The sequence below is a fragment of the Prevotella sp. ne3005 genome (assembly GCF_900110085.1).
Lineage (GTDB): Bacteria > Bacteroidota > Bacteroidia > Bacteroidales > Bacteroidaceae > Prevotella.
The window spans coordinates 156,809-182,002 of record NZ_FOCK01000003.1 but is presented as its reverse complement, the minus strand read 5'-3'; the positions used below and the strand labels follow the sequence as shown (position 1 = coordinate 182,002).

At 51.2% G+C, this 25,194-nt stretch carries 18 protein-coding genes and 1 tRNA gene; 10 read left to right on the top strand and 9 right to left on the bottom strand.

What is annotated here, in order from left to right; all coding sequences use genetic code 11:
- The 5 genes from BMY16_RS05635 to BMY16_RS05615 are packed head-to-tail and all read left to right on the top strand — an operon-like array spanning position 1 to position 8,536.
- Positions 1 to 942 (top strand): amidohydrolase family protein, encoded by a 942-nt coding sequence (locus BMY16_RS05635; RefSeq protein WP_091840777.1) that lies wholly within the window; start codon positions 1 to 3, stop codon positions 940 to 942.
- A gap of 42 nt (positions 943 to 984) precedes the next feature.
- Positions 985 to 2,562, top strand: coding sequence for a carboxylesterase/lipase family protein (locus BMY16_RS05630; RefSeq protein ID WP_244512918.1), 1,578 nt, complete (start codon positions 985 to 987; stop codon positions 2,560 to 2,562).
- Complete coding sequence (locus tag BMY16_RS05625; RefSeq protein WP_091840774.1) at positions 2,562 to 4,889, top strand: glycoside hydrolase family 31 protein; 2,328 nt, start codon at positions 2,562 to 2,564, stop codon at positions 4,887 to 4,889. The genes BMY16_RS05630 and BMY16_RS05625 overlap by 1 nt, the downstream gene beginning before the upstream one ends.
- Positions 4,890 to 4,910: 21 nt before the next feature.
- The gene (locus BMY16_RS05620) at positions 4,911 to 6,548 is read left to right on the top strand and encodes a glycoside hydrolase family 43 protein (protein ID WP_091840773.1); all 1,638 of its coding nucleotides are present in this window, start codon (positions 4,911 to 4,913) and stop codon (positions 6,546 to 6,548) included.
- Positions 6,549 to 6,571: 23 nt separating this feature from the next.
- A complete protein-coding gene (locus BMY16_RS05615; RefSeq protein WP_091840771.1) occupies positions 6,572 to 8,536 on the top strand; it encodes a bifunctional carbohydrate acetyl esterase/feruloyl esterase in 1,965 nt (654 codons plus the stop codon).
- 69 nt (positions 8,537 to 8,605) lie between these two features.
- On the opposite strand, the gene BMY16_RS05610 is transcribed toward BMY16_RS05615, so the two are convergent.
- Positions 8,606 to 8,687 (bottom strand) — tRNA-Leu (locus BMY16_RS05610).
- A 183-nt stretch (positions 8,688 to 8,870) separates the two neighbouring features.
- Here BMY16_RS05610 and BMY16_RS05605 point away from each other — a divergent pair.
- On the top strand, positions 8,871 to 9,965 hold the full coding sequence (locus BMY16_RS05605) for a mannose-1-phosphate guanylyltransferase (protein ID WP_091840770.1): 1,095 nt from the start codon (positions 8,871 to 8,873) through the stop codon (positions 9,963 to 9,965).
- Here the strand turns inward: BMY16_RS05605 and BMY16_RS05600 are convergent.
- The 4 genes from BMY16_RS05600 to BMY16_RS05585 form a co-directional block, all read right to left on the bottom strand.
- On the bottom strand, positions 9,962 to 10,357 hold the full coding sequence (locus BMY16_RS05600) for an HIT family protein (protein ID WP_091840768.1): 396 nt from the start codon (positions 10,355 to 10,357) through the stop codon (positions 9,962 to 9,964). The two genes, BMY16_RS05605 and BMY16_RS05600, sit on opposite strands and share 4 nt — an antisense overlap.
- A 30-nt stretch (positions 10,358 to 10,387) precedes the next feature.
- A complete protein-coding gene (gene greA / locus BMY16_RS05595; RefSeq protein WP_091840766.1) occupies positions 10,388 to 10,855 on the bottom strand; it encodes a transcription elongation factor GreA in 468 nt (155 codons plus the stop codon).
- A gap of 144 nt (positions 10,856 to 10,999) precedes the next feature.
- Entirely contained in the window at positions 11,000 to 11,959 is a 960-nt protein-coding gene (locus BMY16_RS05590; RefSeq protein WP_091840765.1) for a phosphatase PAP2 family protein, read from the bottom strand.
- 10 nt (positions 11,960 to 11,969) lie between these two features.
- On the bottom strand, positions 11,970 to 12,965 hold the full coding sequence (locus BMY16_RS05585) for an NAD-dependent epimerase/dehydratase family protein (protein ID WP_091840763.1): 996 nt from the start codon (positions 12,963 to 12,965) through the stop codon (positions 11,970 to 11,972).
- A 103-nt stretch (positions 12,966 to 13,068) separates the two neighbouring features.
- On the opposite strand from BMY16_RS05585, the gene rnr reads away from it, so the two are divergent.
- The 3 genes from rnr (at position 13,069) to BMY16_RS05570 (ending at position 18,260) form a co-directional block, all read left to right on the top strand.
- A complete protein-coding gene (gene rnr / locus BMY16_RS05580; RefSeq protein WP_091840762.1) occupies positions 13,069 to 15,267 on the top strand; it encodes a ribonuclease R in 2,199 nt (732 codons plus the stop codon).
- Between the two features lie 369 nt (positions 15,268 to 15,636).
- The gene (locus BMY16_RS05575) at positions 15,637 to 17,925 is read left to right on the top strand and encodes an AAA family ATPase (RefSeq protein ID WP_091840760.1); all 2,289 of its coding nucleotides are present in this window, start codon (positions 15,637 to 15,639) and stop codon (positions 17,923 to 17,925) included.
- A 50-nt stretch (positions 17,926 to 17,975) separates the two neighbouring features.
- Positions 17,976 to 18,260, top strand: a complete 285-nt coding sequence (locus tag BMY16_RS05570; RefSeq protein ID WP_091840758.1) for a hypothetical protein — start codon at positions 17,976 to 17,978, stop codon at positions 18,258 to 18,260.
- Between the two features lie 45 nt (positions 18,261 to 18,305).
- Here the strand turns inward: BMY16_RS05570 and BMY16_RS05565 are convergent, their stop codons facing one another.
- Positions 18,306 to 18,989 (bottom strand): tellurite resistance TerB family protein, encoded by a 684-nt coding sequence (locus BMY16_RS05565; protein ID WP_091840756.1) that lies wholly within the window; start codon positions 18,987 to 18,989, stop codon positions 18,306 to 18,308.
- Between the two features lie 12 nt (positions 18,990 to 19,001).
- The gene (locus BMY16_RS05560) at positions 19,002 to 19,886 is read right to left on the bottom strand and encodes a patatin-like phospholipase family protein (protein WP_170836019.1); all 885 of its coding nucleotides are present in this window, start codon (positions 19,884 to 19,886) and stop codon (positions 19,002 to 19,004) included.
- Positions 19,887 to 20,513: 627 nt separating this feature from the next.
- Here BMY16_RS05560 and BMY16_RS05555 point away from each other — a divergent pair.
- Positions 20,514 to 21,464, top strand: coding sequence for a D-2-hydroxyacid dehydrogenase (locus BMY16_RS05555; protein WP_091840753.1), 951 nt, complete (start codon positions 20,514 to 20,516; stop codon positions 21,462 to 21,464).
- Positions 21,465 to 21,479: 15 nt separating this feature from the next.
- Here the strand turns inward: BMY16_RS05555 and BMY16_RS05550 are convergent, their stop codons facing one another.
- Together BMY16_RS05550 and galA are read right to left on the bottom strand one after the other, a co-directional pair.
- Positions 21,480 to 22,709 carry a glycoside hydrolase family 27 protein gene (locus BMY16_RS05550; RefSeq protein ID WP_091840752.1) on the bottom strand — a complete coding sequence of 410 codons (1,230 nt, stop codon included), beginning with the start codon at positions 22,707 to 22,709 and terminating at the stop codon, positions 21,480 to 21,482.
- Positions 22,710 to 22,715: 6 nt separating this feature from the next.
- Positions 22,716 to 25,151: a beta-galactosidase GalA gene (gene galA, locus BMY16_RS05545; protein ID WP_091840750.1), complete on the bottom strand. Its 2,436-nt coding sequence runs from the start codon at positions 25,149 to 25,151 to the stop codon at positions 22,716 to 22,718.
- Positions 25,152 to 25,194 lie beyond the last annotated feature (43 nt).

Genomic DNA, 25,194 nt, shown 5'->3' with positions numbered 1-25,194 from the left:
ATGAAAATTGTAGATGCACACAGCCACTTATGGCTGAAACAGAATACCACATGGAACGGATTACCCATCAAGTCGCGTAAGAATGGCCGTTCCATCTTCTTAGGCGAGGAGGTGCAGATGTTGCCTCCCTTCATCATCGATGGCAAAAATACGGCAGAGGTATTCCTCTCCAACATGGATTATGCGCAGGTGTCGGCGGCCGTGGTGGTACAGGAACTGATTGATGGTTGTCAGAACCGTTACCTCCAGCAGGTCGGTGAGAAATATCCTAACCGTTTCATCACCTGTGGCATGGTGAACTTCTTCCAGCCCAACCTGCCCCTTCAGGGTCAGATACTCATCGACAGCGGTTTCAAGGGACTCGCCATTCCCGGTCATAGGCTCCTGACTGATGAACTCCGGATACAACTGAACTCGCAGGAGATGATTAAGTTGTTCAAACAGATGGAGGAGCGTGATGCGTTTCTCTCCATCACCCTTGCCGACGGCAAACAGCAGACGGAGGAGTTGCGTGATGTGATTAGGACTTGTCCGAGATTGCGCATCGCCATCGGTCACCTCTGTATGGCCAATCCACCTGCCACCCCTTGTTGGGAAAACGAAGACTGGAAACGACAGGTCATGTTGGCACGTTACGATAATGTCTTTATCGAGACGGGAGGTATCACATGGCTCTACAACAGTGAGTTCTACCCCTATCCCTCTGCCGTGCGTGCCATCAAGGAGGCTGCCGGCCTTGTGGGTTTCGACAAGCTGATGTGGGGTAGCGACTACCCCCGCACCATCACGGCCATCACCTACCGCATGTCTTACGACTTCATCCTGAAGACCCCGGAACTCCGAGACGAGGAGAAAACCCTTTTCCTCGGAGAGAATGCCGCACGCTTCTACCAGCTACAGGACCTTGTCGACCTGCCCTACATTAAAAACATGTCTGAATAGAGAACATTCAAACACAGTAATAATAACTAACAACAAACGATTATGAAAAAGCTTCTGACAATTGTTCTGACGTTTTGCGCGCTGATGACTGCCGCAGCCGTACAGGGGCAGTCGCTCCTGAAGACCCATGTGGAAACAGGTGATATCGAGGGTGTCGCCGAGGGAGAACTGGCCGTCTATAAGGCTATCCCCTATGCCCAACCCCCAATTGGAAACCTGCGTTGGAAGGCTCCACAGCCAGCTAAGAGCTGGGAGGGTGTGCGAAAGGCTGATGAGTTCGGCCCCATGCCTCCACAACCAACACGTCCGGGTCGTACGGCCGATATGATGAGTGAGGATTGTCTCTATCTCGGCATTGTCACTCCTGCAATGTCTGCTAACGATCGCCTGCCCGTCTTAGTGTGGATCCATGGTGGTGGCTTCCAGACCGAGTGGTATGGTGGTGACATGTGGAGAAACCTTGCCCAGCGTGGCATTGTTGTGGTCAGCATCGAGTATCGCACTGGAGCACTCGGTTTCATGGCCCATCCCGAACTGACTAAGGAGAACCCCGAAGGTCATTCAGGCAATTATGGTATCCTTGACCAGATTTTCGCCCTCCAATGGGTACAACGTAATATTACCAACTTTGGTGGTGATCCCTCGAAGGTTACCATTGCTGGCGAGAGTGCAGGTGCCATCAGCTGTAGTCTCCTCTGTGGTTCACCCCTTGCCAAAGGGCTCTTCCATGGCTGCATTAGTCAGAGTGGTGGCTCGTTCGCCCCTTGGAGCGATGCCCCCCGTTCGTTAGGTCTGGATGCCTCACAAAAGGGTGCCGAGCAACAGGGCCTTGCCTTTCAGAAACACCTGAAGAAAAAGAACCTCAAGCAGATGCGTCAGATGGACCCGATGCTGCTTTGTGACGGTAACGTGGGTTTTGCTGGCTTTTGGCCTTGTGTCGATGGTTATGTGATTACCGACGATCAGTATCGTCTCTATGAGCGTGGCGAATATAACGACGTGCCCATCATCGTGATGACCAACAGTGACGAAGGTGCTCTCTTCGCACCTGGTAACATGACGGCCGAGAACTTCCAGAAGAGTGTGAAGGGCATCTTCGGCGACTGGGCTGACGAGGCACTGAAATACTATCCTGGCAATAACGATGACGAGGCTTGGCATGGCTTTGGCGATGCCTTTCGTGACATGGGTTTCGCATGGCCTTCATATGCATGGGTAAACCTTCAGACCAAAACGGGTAAGAGTCCTGCCTATGCCGCTTTCCTCGCCCAACCCTCAGAGGTGAGCTTTTCACAGGATCCCCGTCGACGTGGCGTGGCCCATGCCGATGATATTATGTATCTGAACAGCCACTTCATCATGCAGAATGATAAATACCCCATTGAGGCCGCTGTCTCTGAAATCATGCAACAATATTGGGTGAACTTCATTAAGACCGGTAATCCCAATGCTAAAGGTCTGCCTTACTGGCCTACGTTCGACGATTCGAAACCCACTACGATGCAGTTCTCTAATGGTGCTTCGCTCATCATGCGCCCCAACCGTGAGCAGATAGACTTCGTAGAGCGCTATTATAAGGCTAAGCGCGAGGAGACAGAGTCACAAAGAAAGTCAAAATAATGAAACGCTTTTTCCTTATCTTCGCTTTGGTTCTGACAATGGCTCAGGCTAGGGCGCAAACGCTGAAAGTTGAGTTCTTCACGCCCAGTATCGTCCATATTATCAAGGAACAGCCCACCAAGAGTCTGGTGGTGACGGCCCAGCCCGAACAGGGCGTGGCCATCCAAAATGGCAATACATGGAAGAGCGGCCAACTCACCGTGAAACAAGATGCCAATGGTGCCTTGACCTTCCTCGACGCAAAGGGTAGGGTGCTGTTGCGTGAGCGTTCATGCTCCATCACAGACGGCAAGGTCAGTCAGACCTTCCGTCTCGACAAGGACGAGGCCATCTACGGTCTTGGTACTATTCAGAATGGAAAGATGAACCGTCGTGGTGAGCATAAGCGCATGGAACAGTCGAATCTTGAGGATTTCCAGAATGTGCTCCAGAGCATCAAGGGCTGGGGCCTCTATTGGGAGAACTATTCGCCTACCCAGTTCGATGACGATGCCAACGGTATGACCTTCACCTCGGAGGTGGGCGAGGGCATCGACTATTACTTCATGTACGGTGGTTCTGCCGATGGTGTTATCGCCCAGATGCGCCATCTTACAGGCGACGTTCCGATGTTCCCTTTGTGGACCTATGGCTTCTGGCAATCGAAAGAGCGTTATAAGACCGCTGCAGAGACTGAGGGTATTGTCGATAAATACCGTGAGTTGCAGGTGCCACTCGACGGTATTATCCAGGACTGGCAGTATTGGGGGTCCAACTACCTGTGGAATGCTATGGACTTCCTCTCCGAGGACTTTGCCAATGGCCCTCAGCTCATCAAGAATGTCCACGCCAAGCATGCCCACTTCATGATTTCCATTTGGGCCAGCTTCGGTCCCATGACGCGCCAGTTTCGTGAACTGGATGAAAAGGGGCTCCTGTTGCCCATCGAGACGTGGCCACAGAGTGGTATCTCCCATATCTGGCCACCGAGGATGGACTATCCCTCTGGAGTGAAGGTCTACGATGCATTTAGTCCCGAGGCTCGCAATATCTATTGGAAATACCTGAAGACCCTCTTCGACTACGGTACTGATGCCTGGTGGATGGATTCCACGGATCCCGACTTCTTCAATCCCCGCGAGAGCGACTATGAGCACCCTGTTACGGGAGGTACATGGCGCTCACTCCGTAATGCTTTCCCCTTGGAGACTGTCCGTGGTGTCTACGAAAAGCAGCGTCGGGTGTCGGAGGAGAAGCGCTTGTTCATCATGACGCGCTCTTCGTTCGCCGGTCAACAGCATTATGGTTCCAACATGTGGAGTGGCGACGTGAACTCATCATGGGACATGCTCCGTAAGCAAGTGCCCGCAGGATTGAGTTTCTCACTCACGGGCAATCCCAATTTCAATACCGACATAGGTGGTTTCTTCTGTGGTTCTTACAATACCCGTGGACCGGGTTCTGCTCCCCAGAATCCCCAGTTCCAGGAACTCTATGTGCGTTGGATGCAGTACGGACTGTTTTGCCCGGTGTTCCGTAGCCACGGAGCCGATGCCCCTCGTGAGATTTGGCAATTCGGTGAGAAAGGGACACCCGTCTACGATGCCATCGAAAAGATGATTCGCTTACGCTACCGTTTAATACCTTATCTATATAGTACTGCTTGGCAAGTAACGTCCAACAACGAGAGTTATCTGCGTCCGTTGTTCAGCGATTTCGCTTCCGACAAGAAAGTGTGGGATGTGGCCGATGAGTTTATGTTTGGTCGCAGCATCCTTGCTTGCCCCATCGTCAATCCCCAGTATACGGAGGAAAAGGTTATCCGCACGGATGCCATGACGGGTTGGGATCGCCAGGAGGCGCGGGGCGAGTCTGCCGTTCAGGTAGACTTTACTACCAGTAAAACCGCAATAAAGTATCTCCCAAAGGGAGCCCTGTGGTATGATTTCTGGACGGGTAAGGCCTATCAGGGTGGCAAGAGCGTCACCCTCGAGACCACGTTCGATCGTGTGCCCATGTTTGTACGTGCCGGTAGTATCCTGCCCTTAGGTCCTGAGATGCAATATGTGGGCGAGAAAACGTGGGACAATCTCGAATTCCGTCTCTACCCCGGTGCTGACGGCACTTTTACCCTTTATGAAGACGAGGGTGATAACTACAACTATGAGCGTGGCGTTTATGCCACCGTCGTCTTCTCTTGGAGTGACAAAGCCCGTACGCTCACTATAGGGGCCAGAAAGGGCGAATATCCCGGTATGCTCTTGAAGCGTCAGTTCACCGTTGCGCTTCCCGACGGCACTACTAAGACCATCGATTACGATGGCAATCAGACGACAATCACATTCTAACGCATATCTGACCAACCAAGTATGAGACAACCATTATTCAAAACACTACTGACGGCAATGCTCTTTCTGCCCGCAACAGGAGCTCTCGCCGACGATTATCTGACGCTCCACACCGAGCCTATACAGAACCCTATGCTGTGGGCCGATGTGCCTGACCCAGACATCATCCGCGTGGACGATACCTTTTATTTGGTCTCCACCACGATGCACCTTATGCCCGGTGCTCCTATCATGAAGTCGAAGGACCTGAAGAACTGGGAGACCGTGGGCTACATCTTTGACAAACTCACTGACTCACCGAAATACGACTTGCAGCAGGGAACAGCTTATGGTCGTGGCCAGTGGGCCACCTCTCTGAAATATCACAATGGGAAGTTCTATGCACTCCTCGCTCCCAACGAACAGGGTAGCATGGGCGATACATATATCTTCTCTGCCGAGAAGGCCGAAGGCCCCTGGACCATCGTGTCCCGTATGCGCCACTTCCACGATTGTTCGTTGTTCTTCGACGACGATGGGCGTGTCTATGTCATTTATGGCACGGGTGAGATGATGGAGCTCAAACCCGACCTCTCTGATGTCATTGAAGGTACCCATCAGCAGATTTTCCAGCGCGAAGAAGACGAGAAAGGGCTCCTGGAGGGCTCTCGTGTCATCAAGCACAATGGCAAATATTATCTGCTTATGATCTCCCACACCTATGCCCCTGGACGCCACCGTCGCGAGGTATGCTACAGAGCCGACGATATCCATGGCCCTTGGGAGAAACAGGTGATCCTGGAGAGTGAGTTCGGCGGTTTTTCTTATGAGGCTCAGGGTACCATCGTCGACACACAGGATGGCGACTGGTACGGCATCATTTTCCAAGACCGCGGTGGCGTGGGGCGTGTGCTCACAGTCATGCCCTGTCGCTGGATCGATGGTTGGCCTATGCTGGGCGATGAGAATGGTAAGGTGCCCGACACTGTGCGCCCCCTGAAGAGTGGTGAACCCGAGACTGGTATCGTCAAGGCCGACGATTTCTCTTCCTCAAAGCTTGGCCTCCACTGGCAATGGAACCACAATCCCATTGATAAGGCGTGGAGTCTCACCGAACGTCCTGGATTCCTTCGCCTGAAGACCAACCGCATCGTTAAGGATATCTACCTCGCTCCCAACACGCTCACCCAGCGCATGGAAGGTCCTGGCTGTAGTGGTGCCGTCGTGATGGATCTCTCGAAGATGAAGGACGGAGACTGTGCGGGTCTGGCCGCTTTCAATAGCGATACAGGCGCCCTCACTGTCAAGAAACTGGGTAAGAAACTCGTGCTCGAGATGAACGAGCTGAAGGTTGCCCTCAGTGATCGCGACAAGGAGGTGACCGATGTCGTAACAAAGACTATTGAGAGTATCGAACTGAAGCAGTCTAAAGTCTGGCTCCGCATCGATGCCGACTTCCGTCCACAGAAGGAGCAGAAGGGTATGATGCCCGGCACCGACCTCGCCAAGTTCTATTATAGCCTTGACGGTGAACAGTGGACGAAGATAGGCTCTGATTATAAGATGGGCTTCGACTGGCGTCGGTTCTTCATGGGCCAGAAGTTTGGTATCTTCTGTTATGCCACGAAAAAGGCTGGTGGCTATGTGGATATCGACGAATTTCAATATAAGAAAGATTAATTATTCATTAAACTCATACAACAATGAAAAAACTATTATCAACGATTCTGCTGGGCCTCTGTGTCATGACGGCAAATGCCCAGAAACCCGATCCCAATTTCTACATTTTCCTTTGTTTTGGACAATCGAACATGGAGGGCAACGCCCGTCCAGAGGCTCAGGATCTGGCTAGCCCAGGTCCCCGCTTCCTCTTGATGCCCGCCGTCGACTTCCCTGAAAAGGGTCGTAAGATGGGTGAGTGGTGCGAGGCTTCGGCTCCTCTCTGCCGTCCTAACACCGGCTTGACCCCTGCCGACTGGTTCGGCCGTACCCTTGTGGCTTCATTGCCCGAGAACATCAAGATCGGTGTCATCCACGTGGCCATTGGTGGTATCGACATCAAGGGATTCCTTCCGGACAGTATCGACAATTACGTGAAGAACAAAGCGCCCAACTGGATGAAGGGCATGCTCGCCGCCTATGATAACAATCCCTACGAACGTCTGGTAACGTTGGCCAAGAAGGCCCAGAAGGATGGCGTCATCAAGGGTATCCTCATGCATCAGGGCGAGACCAATACTGGCGATCCCAAGTGGGCGGGTATGGTGAAGCAGGTATACGACAACCTTTGTGGAGACCTGAACTTAAAACCCGAGGAGGTGAATCTCTACGCTGGTAATATCGTTCAGGCTAATGGCCAGGGTGTCTGTATCGGTTGTAAGAAGCAGATCGACGAACTCCCCCAGACCCTCCACACTGCTCAGGTCATCTCTTCCGATGATTGTACCAACGGTCCTGACCGTCTGCACTTTGATGCCGCCGGCTATCGTGAGCTGGGTTGCCGTTATGGCGAGGCAGTAGCCCGTCATCTGGGTTTTGAGCCCAAGCGCCCCTATATCGAAATGCCTAAGAGAATCGAGGTGCCTGCAGATGCCAAGACTGTCGAGAATGCCATCCCCGGCAACGAGTTCCCTAAGATTGACAGCGAGCGTCGTGCCTATTTCCGCATTGAGGCTCCTCAGGCCCGCAAGGTGGTGGTCGACATCTGCAGCAAGAAATACGATATGCAGCCCGATGGTAAGGGTGGCTTCATGGCCGTTACCGATCCTCTGCCCGTGGGTTTCCACTATTATTTTATGAACATCGAGGGTGTCAACTTCATCGATCCTGCCTCCGAGACCTATTTCGGTTGCAACCGCGAGGCTGGTGGTCTGGAGGTTCCCGAGGGACCTGAGGGTGACTACTACCGTCCGCAGCAGGGCATCGCCCATGGTCAGGTACGTAGTATCTATTATCATAGCGAGCACTCAAAGATTGGTGAGTGGCGACATGCACTGGTTTATACTCCTGCCGAATACGAGACAGGTAAGAAGAAGTACCCCGTGCTCTATCTGCAGCATGGTATGGGTGAGGGCGAGACCAGCTGGGCGCTCCAAGGAAAGATGCAGCATATCATGGATAACGCTATCGCCAAGGGTGAGGCTGTTCCTATGATTGTGGTGATGGAGAGCGGAGATATCAAGGCACCTTTCAACTTCGCTGGTGGTGGCTCTAATGAACAGGGTCGCAGTGAGTACGGTGCTTCGTTCTATCCCGTTCTACTTAACGACCTGATTCCTTATATCGATAAGAACTTCCGCACGAAGGCCGACCGTGAGAACCGTGCTATGGCCGGACTCTCTTGGGGTGGTCATCAGACTTTCGATGTGGTGCTTCAGAACCTTGACAAGTTTGCTTGGATGGGTACATTCAGTGGCGCTATCTTCGGCCTCGATGTCAAGACCGCCTACAATGGTGTCTTTGCCAATGCCGACGAGTTCAACAAGAAGATTCATTACTTCTATATGAACTGGGGTAGCGAGGACTTCATCAAGAGTCAGCCCATCGTGGATAGCTTGCGCGAGCTGGGTATCAAGGTCGACTCTTCTGTATCCGAGGGTACAGGTCACGAGTTCCTCACCTGGCGTCGTGGCCTCCATGAGTTCATCCCTCATCTGTTTAAGAAGTAATTCCAAATGGTACAACGAAAAGAGGTGGTCACAATCCGTGATCACCTCTTTGCTTTCTTTGTCCCGTCGTACCCAGAGCCGGGGTCGAACCGGCACGGGTTGCCCCACTGGTGTTTGAGACCAGCGCGTCTACCGATTCCGCCATCTGGGCTGGTTGTAACGCAGCAGGACTCTGAAAGCGGGTGCAAAGGTACGACAAAAAAATGAAATGACAAAGGATATTGGGAAAAATCTTATCAATAGAAAACAAAAAGGTAAAAAAAGCGTAAAATATTTGGGCATGTCATTAATAATGCGTACCTTCGCAGCAGTAAAATATTACTAAAACCCATACATGGAAATAACAGACAAGAAAAACTACTGCATCATTCTGGCTGGAGGGCGTGGAAGGCGCTTGTGGCCCGTCAGTAGAGAACAGCATCCCAAGCAGTTTGTGGACTTATTCGGAACGGGAAGGACTCAGCTTCAGGCAACCTTCGATCGTTTTTCACGACTGCTCCCTAAAGATAATATATTTGTTTGCACTTGCAAGGAATACATCGCTTTGGTAAAGGAACAGGTGCCGGAGGTGTCGGAATTGAACACCATCGTGGAACCTATCCACAGAAATACAGCCCCCTGCGTGGCATGGGCCACTATGCGCATCTTACAGCGTAACCCGGAGGCTAACATCATTATTTCGCCCTCAGACCAGCTGATACTCGACGAGACGGCTTTTGCCCACAGCATGGATGTGGGTGTGGGCTATGTGACTGAGAACGATGTGCTGCTGACAATGGGTGTGAAGCCCACGAGAGCAGAGCCTGGCTATGGCTATATTCAGTTGGGTGATATGAGTTGCAAGCCTGAGGTGTATAAGGTGAAATCATTCACGGAGAAGCCCGAGCGCGACTTTGCGAAGATGTTTATGGAGAGTGGTGAGTTCTACTGGAACACGGGTATCTTTATCTCTAACGCGCGCCATCTGATTAAGAACTTTGAAGATATCTTCCCCACGGTACTCCGTAATCTGAAGACGGAAAAGCCCAATTACTCATATGAGGAAGAGATGGCCTATGTAGCCGAGAATTACCCCCGCTATCCGAACCTCTCGCTCGACTATGCTATTCTGGAGCAGAGCAAGGATGTGTACGTGATGAAGTGTAACTTCGGCTGGGCTGACTTGGGCACATGGCATGCCATCTACGAGGTGATGAGCAAGGTGAAGGACGACAATGTGGTGATGGACTCGGAGGTAATCCTGGAGGACTGCCATAATAACATCATCCGACTGCCGAAAGGTAGGCTTGGCGTGTTTAACGGTCTGGAAGGCTACATTGTAGCCGAGGAGGGCGACGTGTTGATGATCTGTAAGAAGAGTGACAACTCGTCGATGGTGAAGAAATACGTCAATGAAGTAAGACTTAAATACGGCGATGAGTTTGCCTAACGGGCAAACTCATCACGTATCTTAGCTGCAATTTCCTTGAATTCCTCTTCCGTGAGTTTCAGTTTCTCGCGGCGGAAGTCTACGTCGCTTTCATTCTGCATGGGGATGAGGTGGATATGTGCATGGGGCACTTCGAGACCGAGCACCACCTGTGCCACCTTCTTGCAGGGGAAAGCTTTCTTGACGGCCAAGGCCACCTGCTTGGCAAACACCTGATAACGGGCAATCTCATCGTCTTCCATGTCGAAGATATAGTCTACCTCACGACGGGGGATGACGAGGGTGTGGCCCTTCACTAGTGGATTGATGTCAAGGAATGCGTAGAACTCGTCGTTCTCGGCGCATTTGTAGCTGGGGATTTCACCAGCAGCAATCTTTGAGAAAATATCCATATCTCTAAATTATCAATTTTCAATAATTAATCATCCTACGGTAATCTTATCAATGCGGAGTTTGATGGTACCACGGGGAATCTTCACTTCCACCTCGTCGCCTACCTTATGGTTCAGCAGTCCCTGGGCGATGGGTGTCTTGATAGAGATCTTGCCCTCGCGAAGGTTTGCCTCACTCTCACTGACGATGGTGTAGGTCATCTTGGCCTTATTCATCATGTTGGTCATTTCAACCTTCGACAGAATCTGTACTGCGTCAGTGCTCAGACGACTGGTGTCAACGACTTTAGCTTCAGAGATGGTCACTTTCAACTGGTTGATCTTGTCTTCCAGATGAGCCTGTGCCTCCTTGGCTGCATCGTATTCGCTGTTCTCACTCAGATCACCCTTCTCACGGGCTTCGGCGATGGCTGCCGATGCCTTGGGGCGCTCAACGCTCTCTAAACGTTTCAGTTCGGCTACCAGTTTATCGTAGCCTTCTTGTGACATATAAGCCATATTTCTTCTTTTTTAGTTATTAATGATCGAAAACGCCGGACGGACAAAAAACAAAAGAATCCCAACTTTTTGTCGTCGGAATCCTTGTGGGTAATATGTCATATCCTTACTAACTTCGTTGCAAAGGTAGACATTATTTTTGAATTAAACAAATTTTCGGGCCAAAAAATTTAAAACGGCATAGATTGTGAGGGCCGACACCCAGCCGGCAAAGATATCGATGACGTAGTGGGCGCGGAGATAGACCGTGGCAAAATTCATCAGGATGAGGCCCACCACCGTGAGCGTGATAAGACCCTTGCTGCATGTACGCCATGCCAGAAGGGCGAGGATGATGGTTACGCCGACATGACTGCTGGGGAAAGCGGCAGTGGGGCGTTCGCCTGTTTCGTGGGCAGCCTCCATCAGCTGGTGGAAGAATCCGTTAGGACTACCAGGGATGGGGAGCTTGTCCTGATGGGTGGCGAAATAATTGCCGATGTCGGGGAATACCCCCTTCACGATATTGTCGAGACCTGCAGCGTGGTAATAGTATTGGGGACCCGTCACTGGCAGGGCTACGAAGATGACGTAATAGATAAAGAACGAAGCGAGGATGATGAACGTGATGCGCTCAAAATCCTGATACCTGCGGAAGAAATAATAGAGAGCAACGACGCCTATCATAGGGTAATAGGAGGCATAGCCCATGAGCATCAGTTCACTGAAAAAGACACTCGGCACGGCCTCATAGAAGAGCAGGGCAGGCTGACAGCCGAAGAGCTGTTGCTCCCACGTGGCAAAGATGGGGTCGAGGTTGGGTAACACGCGGTTGATCTCGTAAGTGTCGGGGTACCACCAGGAGAGTAGGGCGAGGTGGACGCCGATTCGACAGAAGAGAGTGAAGCGGCATGGCACCAGACGATAGACAGCCCAGAGGGCCGCGATGATGACTAAAATACGGAAGCGCCCCCAAAGCATCGACTCGGGGTTGATGGCCTTCGTATAGGTAAAGAGGATGATGAGTGTGGTCAACAGCATATAGCCGAGCACCACCCATTCTACAGCCAGAAGTCCCTTGCGAGGCTTTTTCTCTATTTTAAAGATATCTTTAATACTATTCATTTTTCACTTTTCACAACCATCCGTTGTCCTTATACCATTTGATACTTCGTTTTACGCCTTCTGCCAATTGTACTTGTGGCTGATAGCCCAGTTCGTCCATAGCCGGCTGGATGTCACATCGCCAGTTGCGCTGTTTGAGGATATTGTATTTATCGTTGTTCAGGGCTGTTACCTTCCCTGTCATCCTTCCAACATACTCCCCGAAGAAGGTGACTACGCGCAGCACCCATACGGGGGCCGTGATACGAATCCACCAGGGACGTCCCAGTTCCTCATGGATGAGGTCGCTGAAAGTGGTACTCTGATATACCTGTCCGTCGCTGAGGAAATATTTCCTTCCGTTCTCGCCGCGGTCGAGGGCGAGGAACACAGCCTGTACCACATCCTGCACATAGACAAAGGTAATGTCCTGACGCTTGTAGCCCACGGCAAAGTCGCTATGCTGTTGGATGCTCTTGGCCATGATGAAGTAGTCTTTTTCGCGCGGCCCATAGACGCCTGTGGGTCTTAATATAATATAAGGTAGACGGTCACCCAGCGTTGTCAGATACTGCTCGGCCTCGAGTTTACTACGACCATAGGCAGTATTGGGCTGGGGCGTGTCGGTCTCACGGATCTCCTCATAGGGCTGCTGCTCCTTGATGGCACCAAAGATGCTGAGGCTGCTGATGAAGACAAAGCGCTTCAGGGGCATCCCCACCTCGAGCAGGGCATCGACGAGGTTCTTGGTACCTTCGGTATTGATGCGACGGAAGTCGGCCTTGTTCAGACACTTCGTCACACCCGCGGCATGCACCACATAGTCAAAGTCCTTGTCGCGCAACTGACTGACGAGCTGATCCTTTGATGAGAGATTCAGTTCGATGAAGTGGATACGCTCATCCTGCAGGTATTCCTTTGAGCTGCTCTTGCGTACCGCGGCCCATGTCTCAAAGCCTCGTCTGAGGGCCTCCTCCACGATAAATGAGCCGATAAAACCGCTCGCACCGGTAATTAATATCTTCATTTTGTTAAATTTGGGTGCAAAGTTACAAAATAATTGATAATTGATAATTGATAATTGACAATTTTTTGCTATCTTTGCGGCAAAGAACCAAAAAAAGAAGTCTATGGGAAAGAAAAAAGGTGGAAAACGATTAGGGAAGAAGCAGGTCAGCGAACTGCTGCAGAATCTCTTCCAGCACAATCCGAACGAGACATTCACGTTCAGACAGATCTTCAAGGCTCTGAAGTTTGATACGCATCCCCTGAAGATGCTCGCCATCGATACGATGGAAGAGATGGCTTGGGATGACTTCCTCTCCAAAGTAAGTGACAACAGCTATCGCCTGAACCTGAAGACGCAGGTGCAGGAGGGTATCTTCCGTAGGAAGGCCAACGGGCGTAACTCGTTCCTCCCAGAGGATGGGGGTACGCCGGTGTTCGTGGCAGAGCGCAACTCGATGTCGGCCATGGATGGCGACAAGGTAAAGGTGTCGTATATGGCCCGTCGCGACAAGCACATCAAGGAGGCACAGGTCATCGAGATTGTGAAACGTGCCCACGACCAGATAGTAGGTCGTCTGCGTGTAGAGAAAGATATGGCCTTCCTCGTTCCTCAGGATACGACCTTTGTCCACGACATCATCATCCCCAAGCGCAAGCTGAAGGGTGGAAAGACCGACGACAAGGCTGTGGTGAAGGTGGTGCAGTGGCCCGATAGTGAGCACAAGAACATCATCGGCTCGATTGTCGATATCCTCGGAAAAACGGGTGAGAACACTGCTGAGATGCATGCCATCCTGGCCCAGTACAACCTGCCGTATAAGTATCCGAAGAATGTGGAGGAGGCCGCCGAGAAGATCGATCCGGGCATCACACCAGAAGAGATTGCCCGTCGTGAGGATATGCGCGATGTCTTCACCTGTACTATCGACCCGAAGGATGCCAAGGACTTCGACGATGCCCTCTCAATCCGGAAGTTGGAGAGTGGTCTTTGGGAGGTTGGCGTGCATATTGCCGACGTCAGCCACTATGTGAAAGAAGGTTCCACCATCGATAAGGAAGCCTATGCCCGAGCTACGAGTATCTACCTCGTCGACCGTACCATCCCCATGCTCCCCGAGCGCCTCTGTAACTTCATCTGCTCACTCCGCCCAGACGAAGAAAAGCTCTGTTACAGTGTCATCTTCCAGATGGACGACGAGGCCAACATCAAGGCCTGGCATCTGGCACATACCGTCATCAAGAGCGACCGCCGCTATGCCTATGAAGAGGTTCAGAAGATTCTGGAGGATAATGGCGTGAAAGACGGCACGGGCGAGCCTGCACCTCCTGCCACGAAGAAGAATCCCTATAAGGGCGAGAATGCCAACGAGCTCATCAAACTCGATGCCCTGGCTAAGAAACTCCGTGCAGCCCGATTCAAGAATGGTTCGGTGAAGTTTGACCGCGAGGAACTGCATTTCGATATCGATGAGACAGGTAAACCTATAAGAGCCTACTTTAAGACCTCGAAGGATGCCAACAAACTCATCGAGGAGTTCATGTTGTTGGCCAATAAGACGGTTGCTGAGAGCATTGGCCGTGTGAAAAAGGGCGCGAAGGCCAAGACTCTGCCTTATCGTATCCACGACCAGCCCGATCCTGCCAAGCTCGAGAACCTGCGCCAGTTTGTATCGAAGTTCGGCTATAAGGTCAAGACCAGTGGTACGAAGGGCGCCATCACCAAGTCACTCAATGCCCTGATGTCAGATGCAGAGGGCACCCGTGAGCAGAATGCCATCGAGACCGTGGCCCTGCGCGCCATGATGAAAGCCAAGTACAGCGTCCATAACATCGGGCACTATGGCCTGGCCTTCGACTACTACACCCATTTCACCTCACCCATCCGTCGTTATCCCGACATGATGGTTCACCGTCTGCTGACGAAATATCAGGATGGTGCCCGCTCGGCCAACAAGGATAAGTACGAGGAGTTCTGTGAGCACTGTAGCGACATGGAGCAGATTAGTCAGAATGCCGAGCGCGACTCCATCAAATATAAGATGGTAGAATTTATGGCCGACAAGATCGGCAACACCTACGATGCCCATATCTCTGGCCTCACCTCCTATGGCATCTATGCCCAGATCGATGAAACCCATTGTGAGGGTATGATCCCCATTCGTGACTTGGGAGACGACTACTACGACTTCGACGAGAAGAACTTCATGATCGTAGGTCGACGCCATCACACGAAGTACCAGTTGGGCGATCCCATCCGCATCCAGGTGGCCCGTGCCAACCTCGAACGCAAACAGCTCGATTTCACCCTTGCCGACGATTAAAAAGTCGCGCGTACCTATTATTTATTCGCCCGCGAGGAAGTGTTAAATATTAAAAGAAATCCCGATATTTATTTGGAAGATATCGGGATTTTTTCTTATATTTGCACCCACAAATCAAAATACACATGACAATCAAGTAACACTTATCACAAAACTCGGTAACATTTAGTATGCACCGGCTGTAAAAGGCTGGCGGGATCGTACGCTCTTTGACTTATTGACACACTAACGTTTTGTGATAGAGACTTCGGGTAAATCTCTATGAACCTTACTGGACAAATGCCGCACGGCTTTGCCCAAATACCTCTTGCGCCTTTTTCGAAAGGCATACACAAACAACAGTAGACAAGAAACCTTTATGTTTATTCTATGGACAAGAATCCGAAAAATCAGGAAGATGAAGAGTTTGAGAAGTTATTACGGGATTTCATCGACAACGATATTGACCTCGATGACGATTCCGAAGAAGACGAAGAAACTGAAGACCACGATGATCAGTACGATGAAAAACTTCCCTTCCCCAAACCGATGAACGATCGCGTAGCGGAAATCAAGCTTGGGGAAACCCATGGAAAAAAGGAATGCATGGCTGATATCGACTCTGTTCAGTTGCAGGTGGAGGGCAACCATGTTTATTACTCCGATGAAGTGATGAGGGTCACCTTCCAGGGCAAGCCTGGAGCGTCGCTCCGTCCGCATCGCTTTAGCTGCTACATCTATACCAACGAATACTGTCCTGTATGCGAAGGAGATGAAGTGGTGAAAATCAAGAAAGGCAGGAAACGACAGCTAATCCTCGATATTTCCTGCCACCAAGTGTGGCTTCCCGGCCAATATGTGATGATCGTTCGCGACAGCCAAGACAGCTGCTCTGTCATGAGGTACGACTTCACCCTCGACCATCATCTGAAGGTGAAAGACCTCTCGGCGGGTCGTCGATGCATGTTGATGAGTTTGGAAGACACACTCTCAGGATGTCTGAATGCCGACAACCCCAATTGGAGCACTGTCGCCCATGTGCCAGGCTCGGCCTCCATGCGGATGAAAGCTATTCAGTCCTGCCAGATGTTGTATATCAACGAATTCCGCAAGGAAGAAGAACTCGGTGAGTTGAAGACCTCCCCAAACCTGCTCATCTGCATGGAGCATCCCCGTCCGCTCATCCTGAGGATGTTTCAGGTGCTGGTTACCTCCGATTACCAATGCAAGGTCGTCGACTGCTCCACGCTCTTCGACCCCTCCCGCAACAACCCCTACGAGTTGTTGCCAGAGATCCTCAACGATTGCGAAATGAAGGTGCTCTGCCTCACCCGCCTTTCCGACTTGATTGGACCTAACGGCAAAATCATCATGCGTAAGGTCATCGACATGGTACGCAGGTCCAATGGTCAGACACTTCTCTGGCTCTGTGGCACCCGCCACGAAATCGACGAACTCCTGGGCCTTTACCCCTCTTTGAAACAGTTCTTCTGCGACGACAGTTGGGTGGAGCAGCAGCCCAGCACGGCCTACGAGCTGGTGCAGGCCATGTTCGATCACATGGCGGCCTGCCATCTGAAACTCACGGGGAGTGTCAAGGACCGTCTGGCCCGGGCTATCATCCAAGGTCAGGCAGAGGGCACGCTCAGCCAATGGTCGTCCGAAGAGGTCAGGCTGTTTGTCGAGAGCAAGATTCTTCCCCGTTATATAGGCCGTCTCGTCGCTCAGGACACCATCGATGTCTCCCCATACGTAGAGATGGACGATATCCCCTTCGAGGAACTCACCGACACCACTTCCACCTTCGACGAAAGCATGCGGGAGCTGAAGGAGATGATAGGCCTCGAGAACGTGAAACAGGGCATCATGACGATGTCCAATCAAGCACGCCTCTTCCTGGAGCGTAAACGCCGGGGCCTGAAGACCAGCAGCCCCTTGATCTTCCACTCCATCTTCACGGGTAATCCCGGTACGGGCAAGACCACCGTGGCCCGTAAGTTGGGTAAGATCTACCACTCGCTCGGCCTGCTCTCCAAAGGCGAGGTTATCGCCGTCGACCGTACCCGACTGGTTGGCCAGTACATCGGTCAGACGGAGGAGAACATGAAGATGGTGCTTGAAGAGGCCAAGGGTAACGTGCTCTTCATCGATGAGGCTTACACCCTCAACACGGGAGGTGATGACCGTAAGGACTTTGGTGGCCGAGTGCTCGACTCGCTGCTCACTGTCCTCACACAACCCAACCCCGATATGCTCATCGTCTTTGCGGGCTATCCCAAGGAGATGGATGCCATGCTCGCCACCAACCCGGGATTGGCAGGTCGCTTCCCCTTCCGCTATCATTTTGAGGACTATACCGCAAACCAGCTGATGGAGATTGCCCGTCACCTGTTGGAACGCGATGAATATATCCTCACAGATGAGGCCGCCCTCACTATGGAGGTTGCCATCGAGGAGACCCTCGAGAAAAAGCAGGCCAACTTCGGCAATGCCCGCTGGATAGAACAGTTTGTCAACAACGGCATCATTCCCGCCATGGCCGACCGTCTCTTCTCTACGGGTAATACCGACTTCCAACGCATCGAAGCTGCCGACATCACAAAGGCCTTCGAGAAATTCAAACCCCAAGCCAACGAGCTGAAGTCCTCCCGTCACCGGGTCAAGGGCTTCAGCGCCTGATGGGCTCAGGCCAATATCAAATCAATACCAACAAAAACGTACTTTTTACTATGTACCAGATTCTACAAGACCATGATGGGGACCTGCTCCTTATCATCGAACCCCAGACTACCGACCCCGACGGTCCAATCCTTATCTACGATGGCGGCGATACTGCTCTCCTTTTCCGCGACTGGGACAGCAATGTCCGCCTCAACAACATTAGTGAAGAGGCTCGCCCTGTCCTGAAAGACGCAGAAGAGATCTTTGTCGTCGAGATGAAAAAAGACCGTATCATCCGCGATTACATGGTCCCCATCCGCATCGTCCACGATGTCAAGGTTTTAATTGCGTAAGGAGTGAGTAAAGTATAGAGGTGTAATTATATGCGCTTCTATACTTTAATAGTATTTCTTGAAAGTTCTTAGCTCTTCTTCTTTTAATATTCTACCCAGGTCGAGATTCAAATCTCGAAATTCTTGCATGAGGATTGAATTCTGCATGAATGTTTCTGTGGCCCGCTCCAGATTCTGTCGGAGCAGTTCGCGATCTGCTTCAGGGTCTTGGAGCCTTTCTGTATTGGTGGCTACTGTTTCATAGATTGCTCGAATGTTATCACTATTCTCTTTTTCATTTTTACTTTTAGGAGCAATATGGTTTTTTAGGAAACTGGTTAAAACGGCTATTCCCGCATCACCTTTGAAATACTGATGTGTCGTACAGGCCAGGAATATCCCCATAACATCCATTTGGTTCAGTCCCATCCTTCCTGCAACAATTTGGAACAAGTATATCTCCTGAGGTGCAGCATATTTGTCGGTACCTATTAGCTTAATAAGTTCTCTAAGGTAAGATTCTTTTTCTTTGCGCTCTTTTGGAATCCGAACATCTGCATTCTCATAATTCCCTTGAAGACTTTCCATCAACGTTGCTTCATTGATGTTCTCTAATTGACATATAGCCCTGATAGCCTCTTTTTCCTCAGGTGTAACTTTTCCGTCGGCTATAGCCATAGCAGTTAAGTCACGGGCCAATTTGAATTGCGGTTCTATAACTACAGATAGGAAGTGATTAATGATGCTCATAGTCTAACAAAGTTATATCAGAAAATAATCCTGCGATTTGGTATTCTGCTCGAATTTGGTGAGGACGGCGGCGGTCTTCTGGCGGCCGATGGCGATGATCTTCTCCGATTTGTCGTAGTCGAAGCCTCCGTAGCGGCTCATCTGGATGTCAATGAGCATGTCGGGATTCATCAGCTTGGTCATCAGGATGGAGTTCTGGCGGATCATCAGCGAACTGGTACGCGACAGCACCGTATAATAGTTGAATTCGAGGTTGTCGGGAATCAGTTTGTCGAGGATCTTCGCCTTCAGCGACTTGTCTTTCTTTTGCCACTCCGTCAGTCGGTGCATCTCTTCCCATTGCGATTTGTAGTCATGCCCGCTCACATCGGCACCAACCAGGATGTCGCCCGTTTTCCGGCTGACACGATTCAGCGGGATCGGGTTAATCACACCACCGTCAATCAGAATCATCCCGTCGCGCTGCACTGGTTCGTAGAAGGAGGGTAGGGAGATGCTGGCACGGATAGCCTCAAACAGGCTGCCCTTGCTGAAGACCACCTCACGACCTTCTTTCAAGTCGGCAGCCACAGCACTATAGGGTATCGGCAGGTCTTCGATGGCCACATCCGGCACAAACTCCATGATGGTCTCGATGATGCGCTTGCCCTTCACGAAATGGTTCAGAGAAAGTGAGAAATCGGTCAGTTCAAGCATCTTCTTCCTGTCGATGGTCTTCATCCACTCACGGAACTCTGTCAGTTTCCCTGCTGCATATACGCCACCGATGAGTGCGCCCATCGAGCAACCGGCTATCGAGGTGATGTGATAGCCCCGAGATTCCAGCTCCTCAATCACGCCGATGTGAGCCAGTCCTCTGGCACCGCCACTCGACAAAACCAATGCGATATCCTTCATATCTGATGAATTCTTTTTGCAAAGATACGCAAAGATCTCAAATAAAGCAAATTTTTTGCGGAAAACCTTGTTCATGTTGTTATTTAACGATAGAAACAGGTGAGGTGTCTGGGTCTGGCTGCTACTACTCTTTTGAGTATAACTGACACTTCTTACACTTGTGACATAAGTGCTTGAAATACAAATAAATATCTAAATAGTTATCTGACACCTAACTGACACCTGAACTAACACCTGCTTTGCAGGATAAGGAAATAGTCTCCATTGAAGCAAAACAAGTTGTTTTGGTGTGAAAAAGACTATCTTTATTTCCCAATAAGACTATCTCTTACAAAGTAAAACAACTTGTTTTACTTTGATTCGGATATTATTTAGGTGTCAGTTCAGGTGTCAGTTAGGTGTTAGATATAGAGTTTTGTAAGTTGCTAATATAGAACAAGTTATATCAGAAGTGTAAGAAGTGTCAGTTATCGTTTTGTTTGTGCATACTTGATGGCTATACGGCTAACCTGGGCGATTTGTCGTGGGAGTGGGCTGAAGATAATAAAGATATTCCTTTTTTCTTTGTAGTATCGGAAATAATACGTATCTTTGCGGCAGAGGAGTGTAACTTACGTAGTGTAAATTATGAGGATAGTAATACTTGACGGCTATACGGCTAACCCGGGCGATTTGTCGTGGGAGGGGCTGAAGGAATGGGGCGAGGTGACGGTTTATGACCGTACCAAGCCAAGTGAGACGGTGGCAAGAGCCGCTGAGGCGGAGGTCGTGCTGACGAATAAGGTCATCCTCGGACGTGAGGAGATGGCGCAGTTGCCACATCTTCAATATATAGGGGTGCTGGCGACGGGCTATAATGTGGTGGATCTCGAGGCTGCCCATGAACGGGGCATCTTCGTGACCAATGTGCCAGCCTACAGTACGGAGAGTGTGGCGCAGATGGTGTTTGCCCATTTGCTGGCTGTTACCAACCACACAGAGCGGTATGCGATGGAGAATCGGCAGGGACGGTGGAGCAGCAGTCCCGACTTCTGCTATTACAACGAGTCGATTGTCGAGCTCTCAGGCAAGACCTTTGGTGTTGTGGGCCTCGGAAATATCGGACGGCGCGTGGCGCAGATCGCCCTTGCTTTTGGCATGAAGGTGAAGGCCCTGACCAGTAAACCTGCTGAGACCTTGCCCGAGGGCATCCAGAAGGCAGACCTCAAGGAACTGTTCCAGACCTCAGATGTCATCTCGCTGCATTGTCCGCTCACTCCAGATACTCATCATCTCATCAGTGCCGAGACTGTCGGGTGGATGAATCCGGAGGCCATACTCATCAATACAGGCCGTGGGCCGTTGGTGGATGACCATGCTTTGGCGGAAGCCTTGAAAGCGGGGCGGATCAGGGCTTATTGTGCTGATGTGATGACAGAGGAGCCGCCCAAGGCTGACCATCCGCTTCTTCAGGTTCCCAATGCCTATATCACCCCGCACATTGCCTGGGCCACCTTGGAAGCCCGCCAGCGACTGATCCAGATAGCCATAGATAATGTCCGCTCATTTCTGAGCGGACATCCGAAGAATATTGTGTAATCCTTGATTTATGTCTTATAGGGATAAACGATACGATACTACATCACGGGATTTGACGGTGATTTTGCGGTCGACTTTGCTTTTCAACGATGTCTTGCCTTCTTGTTTGTGCGTCCAAAGATTAAAGACCTTATAGACCTTGGAGCCGAAATCGGTGCTTAATCCACTCACTTGCTGGTCAGTCAGATTGAAGTCCTGCCAGTTCAGTTCATAGGTGATGTCGCTGCGGGTAGGATTGAGGATGGTGAAAGCCCAGTCGTTGCCAGCCAGAGGCTTGAACCAGAACTGGAGGCCGTCTTTGTCGCAATAGTGCCATCCCTGAACACCCAACGTATCCTGGTCGATAGCAATCATATCCTTGTTCATGATGATATTGCGGGTGGCATCGCTCATGTTTCTCAGGTCGTTGCCAAGAATCAGCGGGCTGGCCATCATGCACCACATCGTGAAGTGGGCACGGTCTTCGTTCTCTGTCATGCCATTGCCAACCTCCAGCATGTCGGGATCGTTCCAATAGCCCTTGCCAGCATATTGGCGCAGTGAGTCGTTGAACTGGATGCACTGCATCACGCCAAACTGTGTGTAGCCAGGGAAAACGCGTAGGGAGTCGAAGTCGCACCAGATATCGGGTGTGGTACGCCAGGAGTGTCCCACCTCACGGGCCCACTTCCAGGGTCGGCTGTTGCCCCACTCACACATGCTGAGGAAAATGGGACGACCAGCGGCACGGAGCGCATCGCTGATGAGCTGGTAGGCCCCCTGCGGATTGACGTTGGTGGTATTACACCAGTCATATTTCAGATAGTCCACCCCCCAGCGGGCATACTGTATGGCATCCTGATACTCATGGCCCAGTGATCCAGGCATACCTCCACAGGTGGCAGTACCTGCATCGCTATAGATGCCAAGTTTCAGTCCTTTGCTGTGGACATAATCTGCCACGGCCTTCATTCCGTTAGGGAACTTGACAGGATCGACCTGGATAAATCCATTGCCATCGCGTTGTCCATGCCAGCAGTCGTCGATGTTGATGTAGGTGTAGCCTGCCTCACGCAGCCCATTCTCCACCATCGCATCTGCAATGCCTTTGATGATGTCCTCAGAGATGTTCCCTTGGAATTTGTTCCATGTACTCCAGCCCATCTGTGGCGTGTCTGCCAGATGTTCCCACTTCTGTGCCTTCAGCGGCATTGCCATCAGGGCGAACATGCCGCTCATGATGACGATCGTTTTCAGATTCTTCATGTTTCCTTATTTTGTATGAATGATGATATTTGCAGATTTCAGTTGATTGGCTGTTGCAGACAGGGTGAGAGTAGAGGGTTGCAGCTGACTCTGAATCAGTACCTGTGCCAATCCGTTGAAGGCAGGGATGCTGAAAGTCTTGCAGTCTTTGTCTCTCGGATGATCTTCACCGGGGTAAGACGGGTCGCCATTGCCAACTCCCAGGATGCGGCCATCGCCCTCCAATCGGAAGGTGAGTTCCGGACAGGCATCAGGGACAATATGTCCTTTGACATCCTGAATCTCAATGGTGACTACTGCCAGATCCCTGCCATCGGCACTAATCTGCTGGCGATCGGCCTTTAGGATAATCTTCGAGGCAGGACGGGTGGTCTCAAGGGTCTGGGTAAGGATACGCTTCCCGTTTTTATAGCCAGTGGCAACGACCTTTCCTGGTTGATAGACGGCTTTCCACTTCAGGTGTCCATGACGAGGCATCTTCTGACGCTCCAGTCGCTTGCCGTTCACTGTCAGCTCTACCTCGTCGCAGTTGCTGTATGCCCAGATATCTATCTCCTCTCCTTCGTGTCCCTGCAGATTCCAATGAGGGAAGATATGGAGTACAGGGTCGTCCGTCCACCAGGATTTCAGATACCATGCCTCATCTTTCCAGAATCCGCAATAATCGAGCACTCCGAACTCAGAATCGTGAGCGGGATAGGACAGGGGATTGGGCTCGCCACGATAGTCGAAGCCTGTCCAGAAGAAAGCACCTGCAGCCCAGTCGTGCTCAGCATAGAATCGCCATCCGCGCTCAATCACATTCTCCACACCGTAGCTCTTGCTGTCGAGGTTCATGGAGCGCATACGGCCTTTCACGTCGGGAGAGTTGAAGTAGATGCCTCTGGTGCCACAGCCTGTAAACTCCTCTGTGCCCACCACTTTCCATTCGGGATGCTGCAGGCGGCGGTTCTCGACATTGTTCTGAGAGATGTAGTTATAGCCTACGACATCCGTTCCCTTGATGAGCTCTGACCCGCCAGCATTTGCCAGGGTAGAATGGCGAGTAGGGTCGAGCAGTCTGACGTATTCCTTCATGGCTGCCGCCACCTGGGTGCCTTGGACTGTGTTTTCCATGCCCCATTCCTCATTGCCACAACTCCATAGGATGACTGACGGATGGTTGCGGTCGCGCTTGACAAGTCGCTCCAACAGTCTGAGGTGTTCATCGTTGATACCTGTCAGACGGTTCTCGTCGATGACCAGTATACCCTCCCGGTCGCAGATGTCGAGTTGTGCAGGAGTGGCGGGGTTATGGGCAGAGCGATAGGCATTACAGCCCAGCTCCTTCAGTCGCTTGATACGCCAGGCCATCAGTGCTTCGGGGATGGCTGCTCCTACGCCGGCATGATCCTGATGCAGGTTGAACCCCTTGAGTTTCAGTGGCTCACCGTTGAGCAGAAAACCCTTGTCGGCATCGAAGGTAATATCACGAAGACCGGTCGTGGTTTCATAGATGTCGGTTACCACTCCACCAACCTTCACGATGGTTTCCACCTTATATAGGTAGGGATCGTTGGTGCTCCACAAATGCGGACTTTGGAGGACCAGTTGCTGCTTGCAAGTCCTGGTCTCTTTCGCCTTGAGGGCCGTAACAGTTATCGGGGAGGCACTGCCAACCTGGCGGCCTTCGGCATCGAGTAGCCGCTGTTCCACTTCACAGTCTTGTGCGGTCAGCGAGTGATTGTTCACTTCTGTCTCGATATAGATGGTGACCGAGGAATAGGGTTGCTTGAGGTCCGCATATACAAAAGTGCCGAAAGGAGCCACGCTGACTGCTGCCGACTTCTCCAGCCATACATCGCGGTAGATGCCTGCACCCTCGTAGAACCATCCCTCTTCGAGTGAGGCATCGGCCCGTACGCAGATCAGGTTGTCGCCACCATAGTTTACGTATTCCGTCACGTCATAGACCTGAGTGGCATAACCACTCGGTTCTGTGCCCATGTAGAATCCATTGAACCACACTGTGGCGTTGCGGAAGATACCGTCGAAGCGCAATGCAATATGTTTGCCCAAATCCGATTCTGGGATAGTGACGATACGCCGATACCAGCCCACGCTCGTTTCGGGATACTGATAGCCTACGGTCTTGTAACCATGCGAATGACTGGCTTCGCGGGCATAGGGTAATGTGCTCACCCAGTCGTGGGGGATACTTACCTCCTGCCATGATGAGGCATCAAACTTCTGGACATACGGCCCTTCGTTGTGAATAGAGTTGGCCTTCGTCAGATAATTAAAGTACTCTGTGCCCCTGCCGAAATCCTTTTTCGGATCTGCTGCATGGCCCATCGCAAATTTCCACCCCTCATTCAGTCGGATGGTTTCCCGGACGTTTTGGGCTTTAGTTCCCAATACCAGCACCAGTAATGCTGAAAGTAGTAATTGCTTTGTTTTCATTTTCTGTTTATAATCACATTAGTAGTTCTTTCGAGTGCAAAGA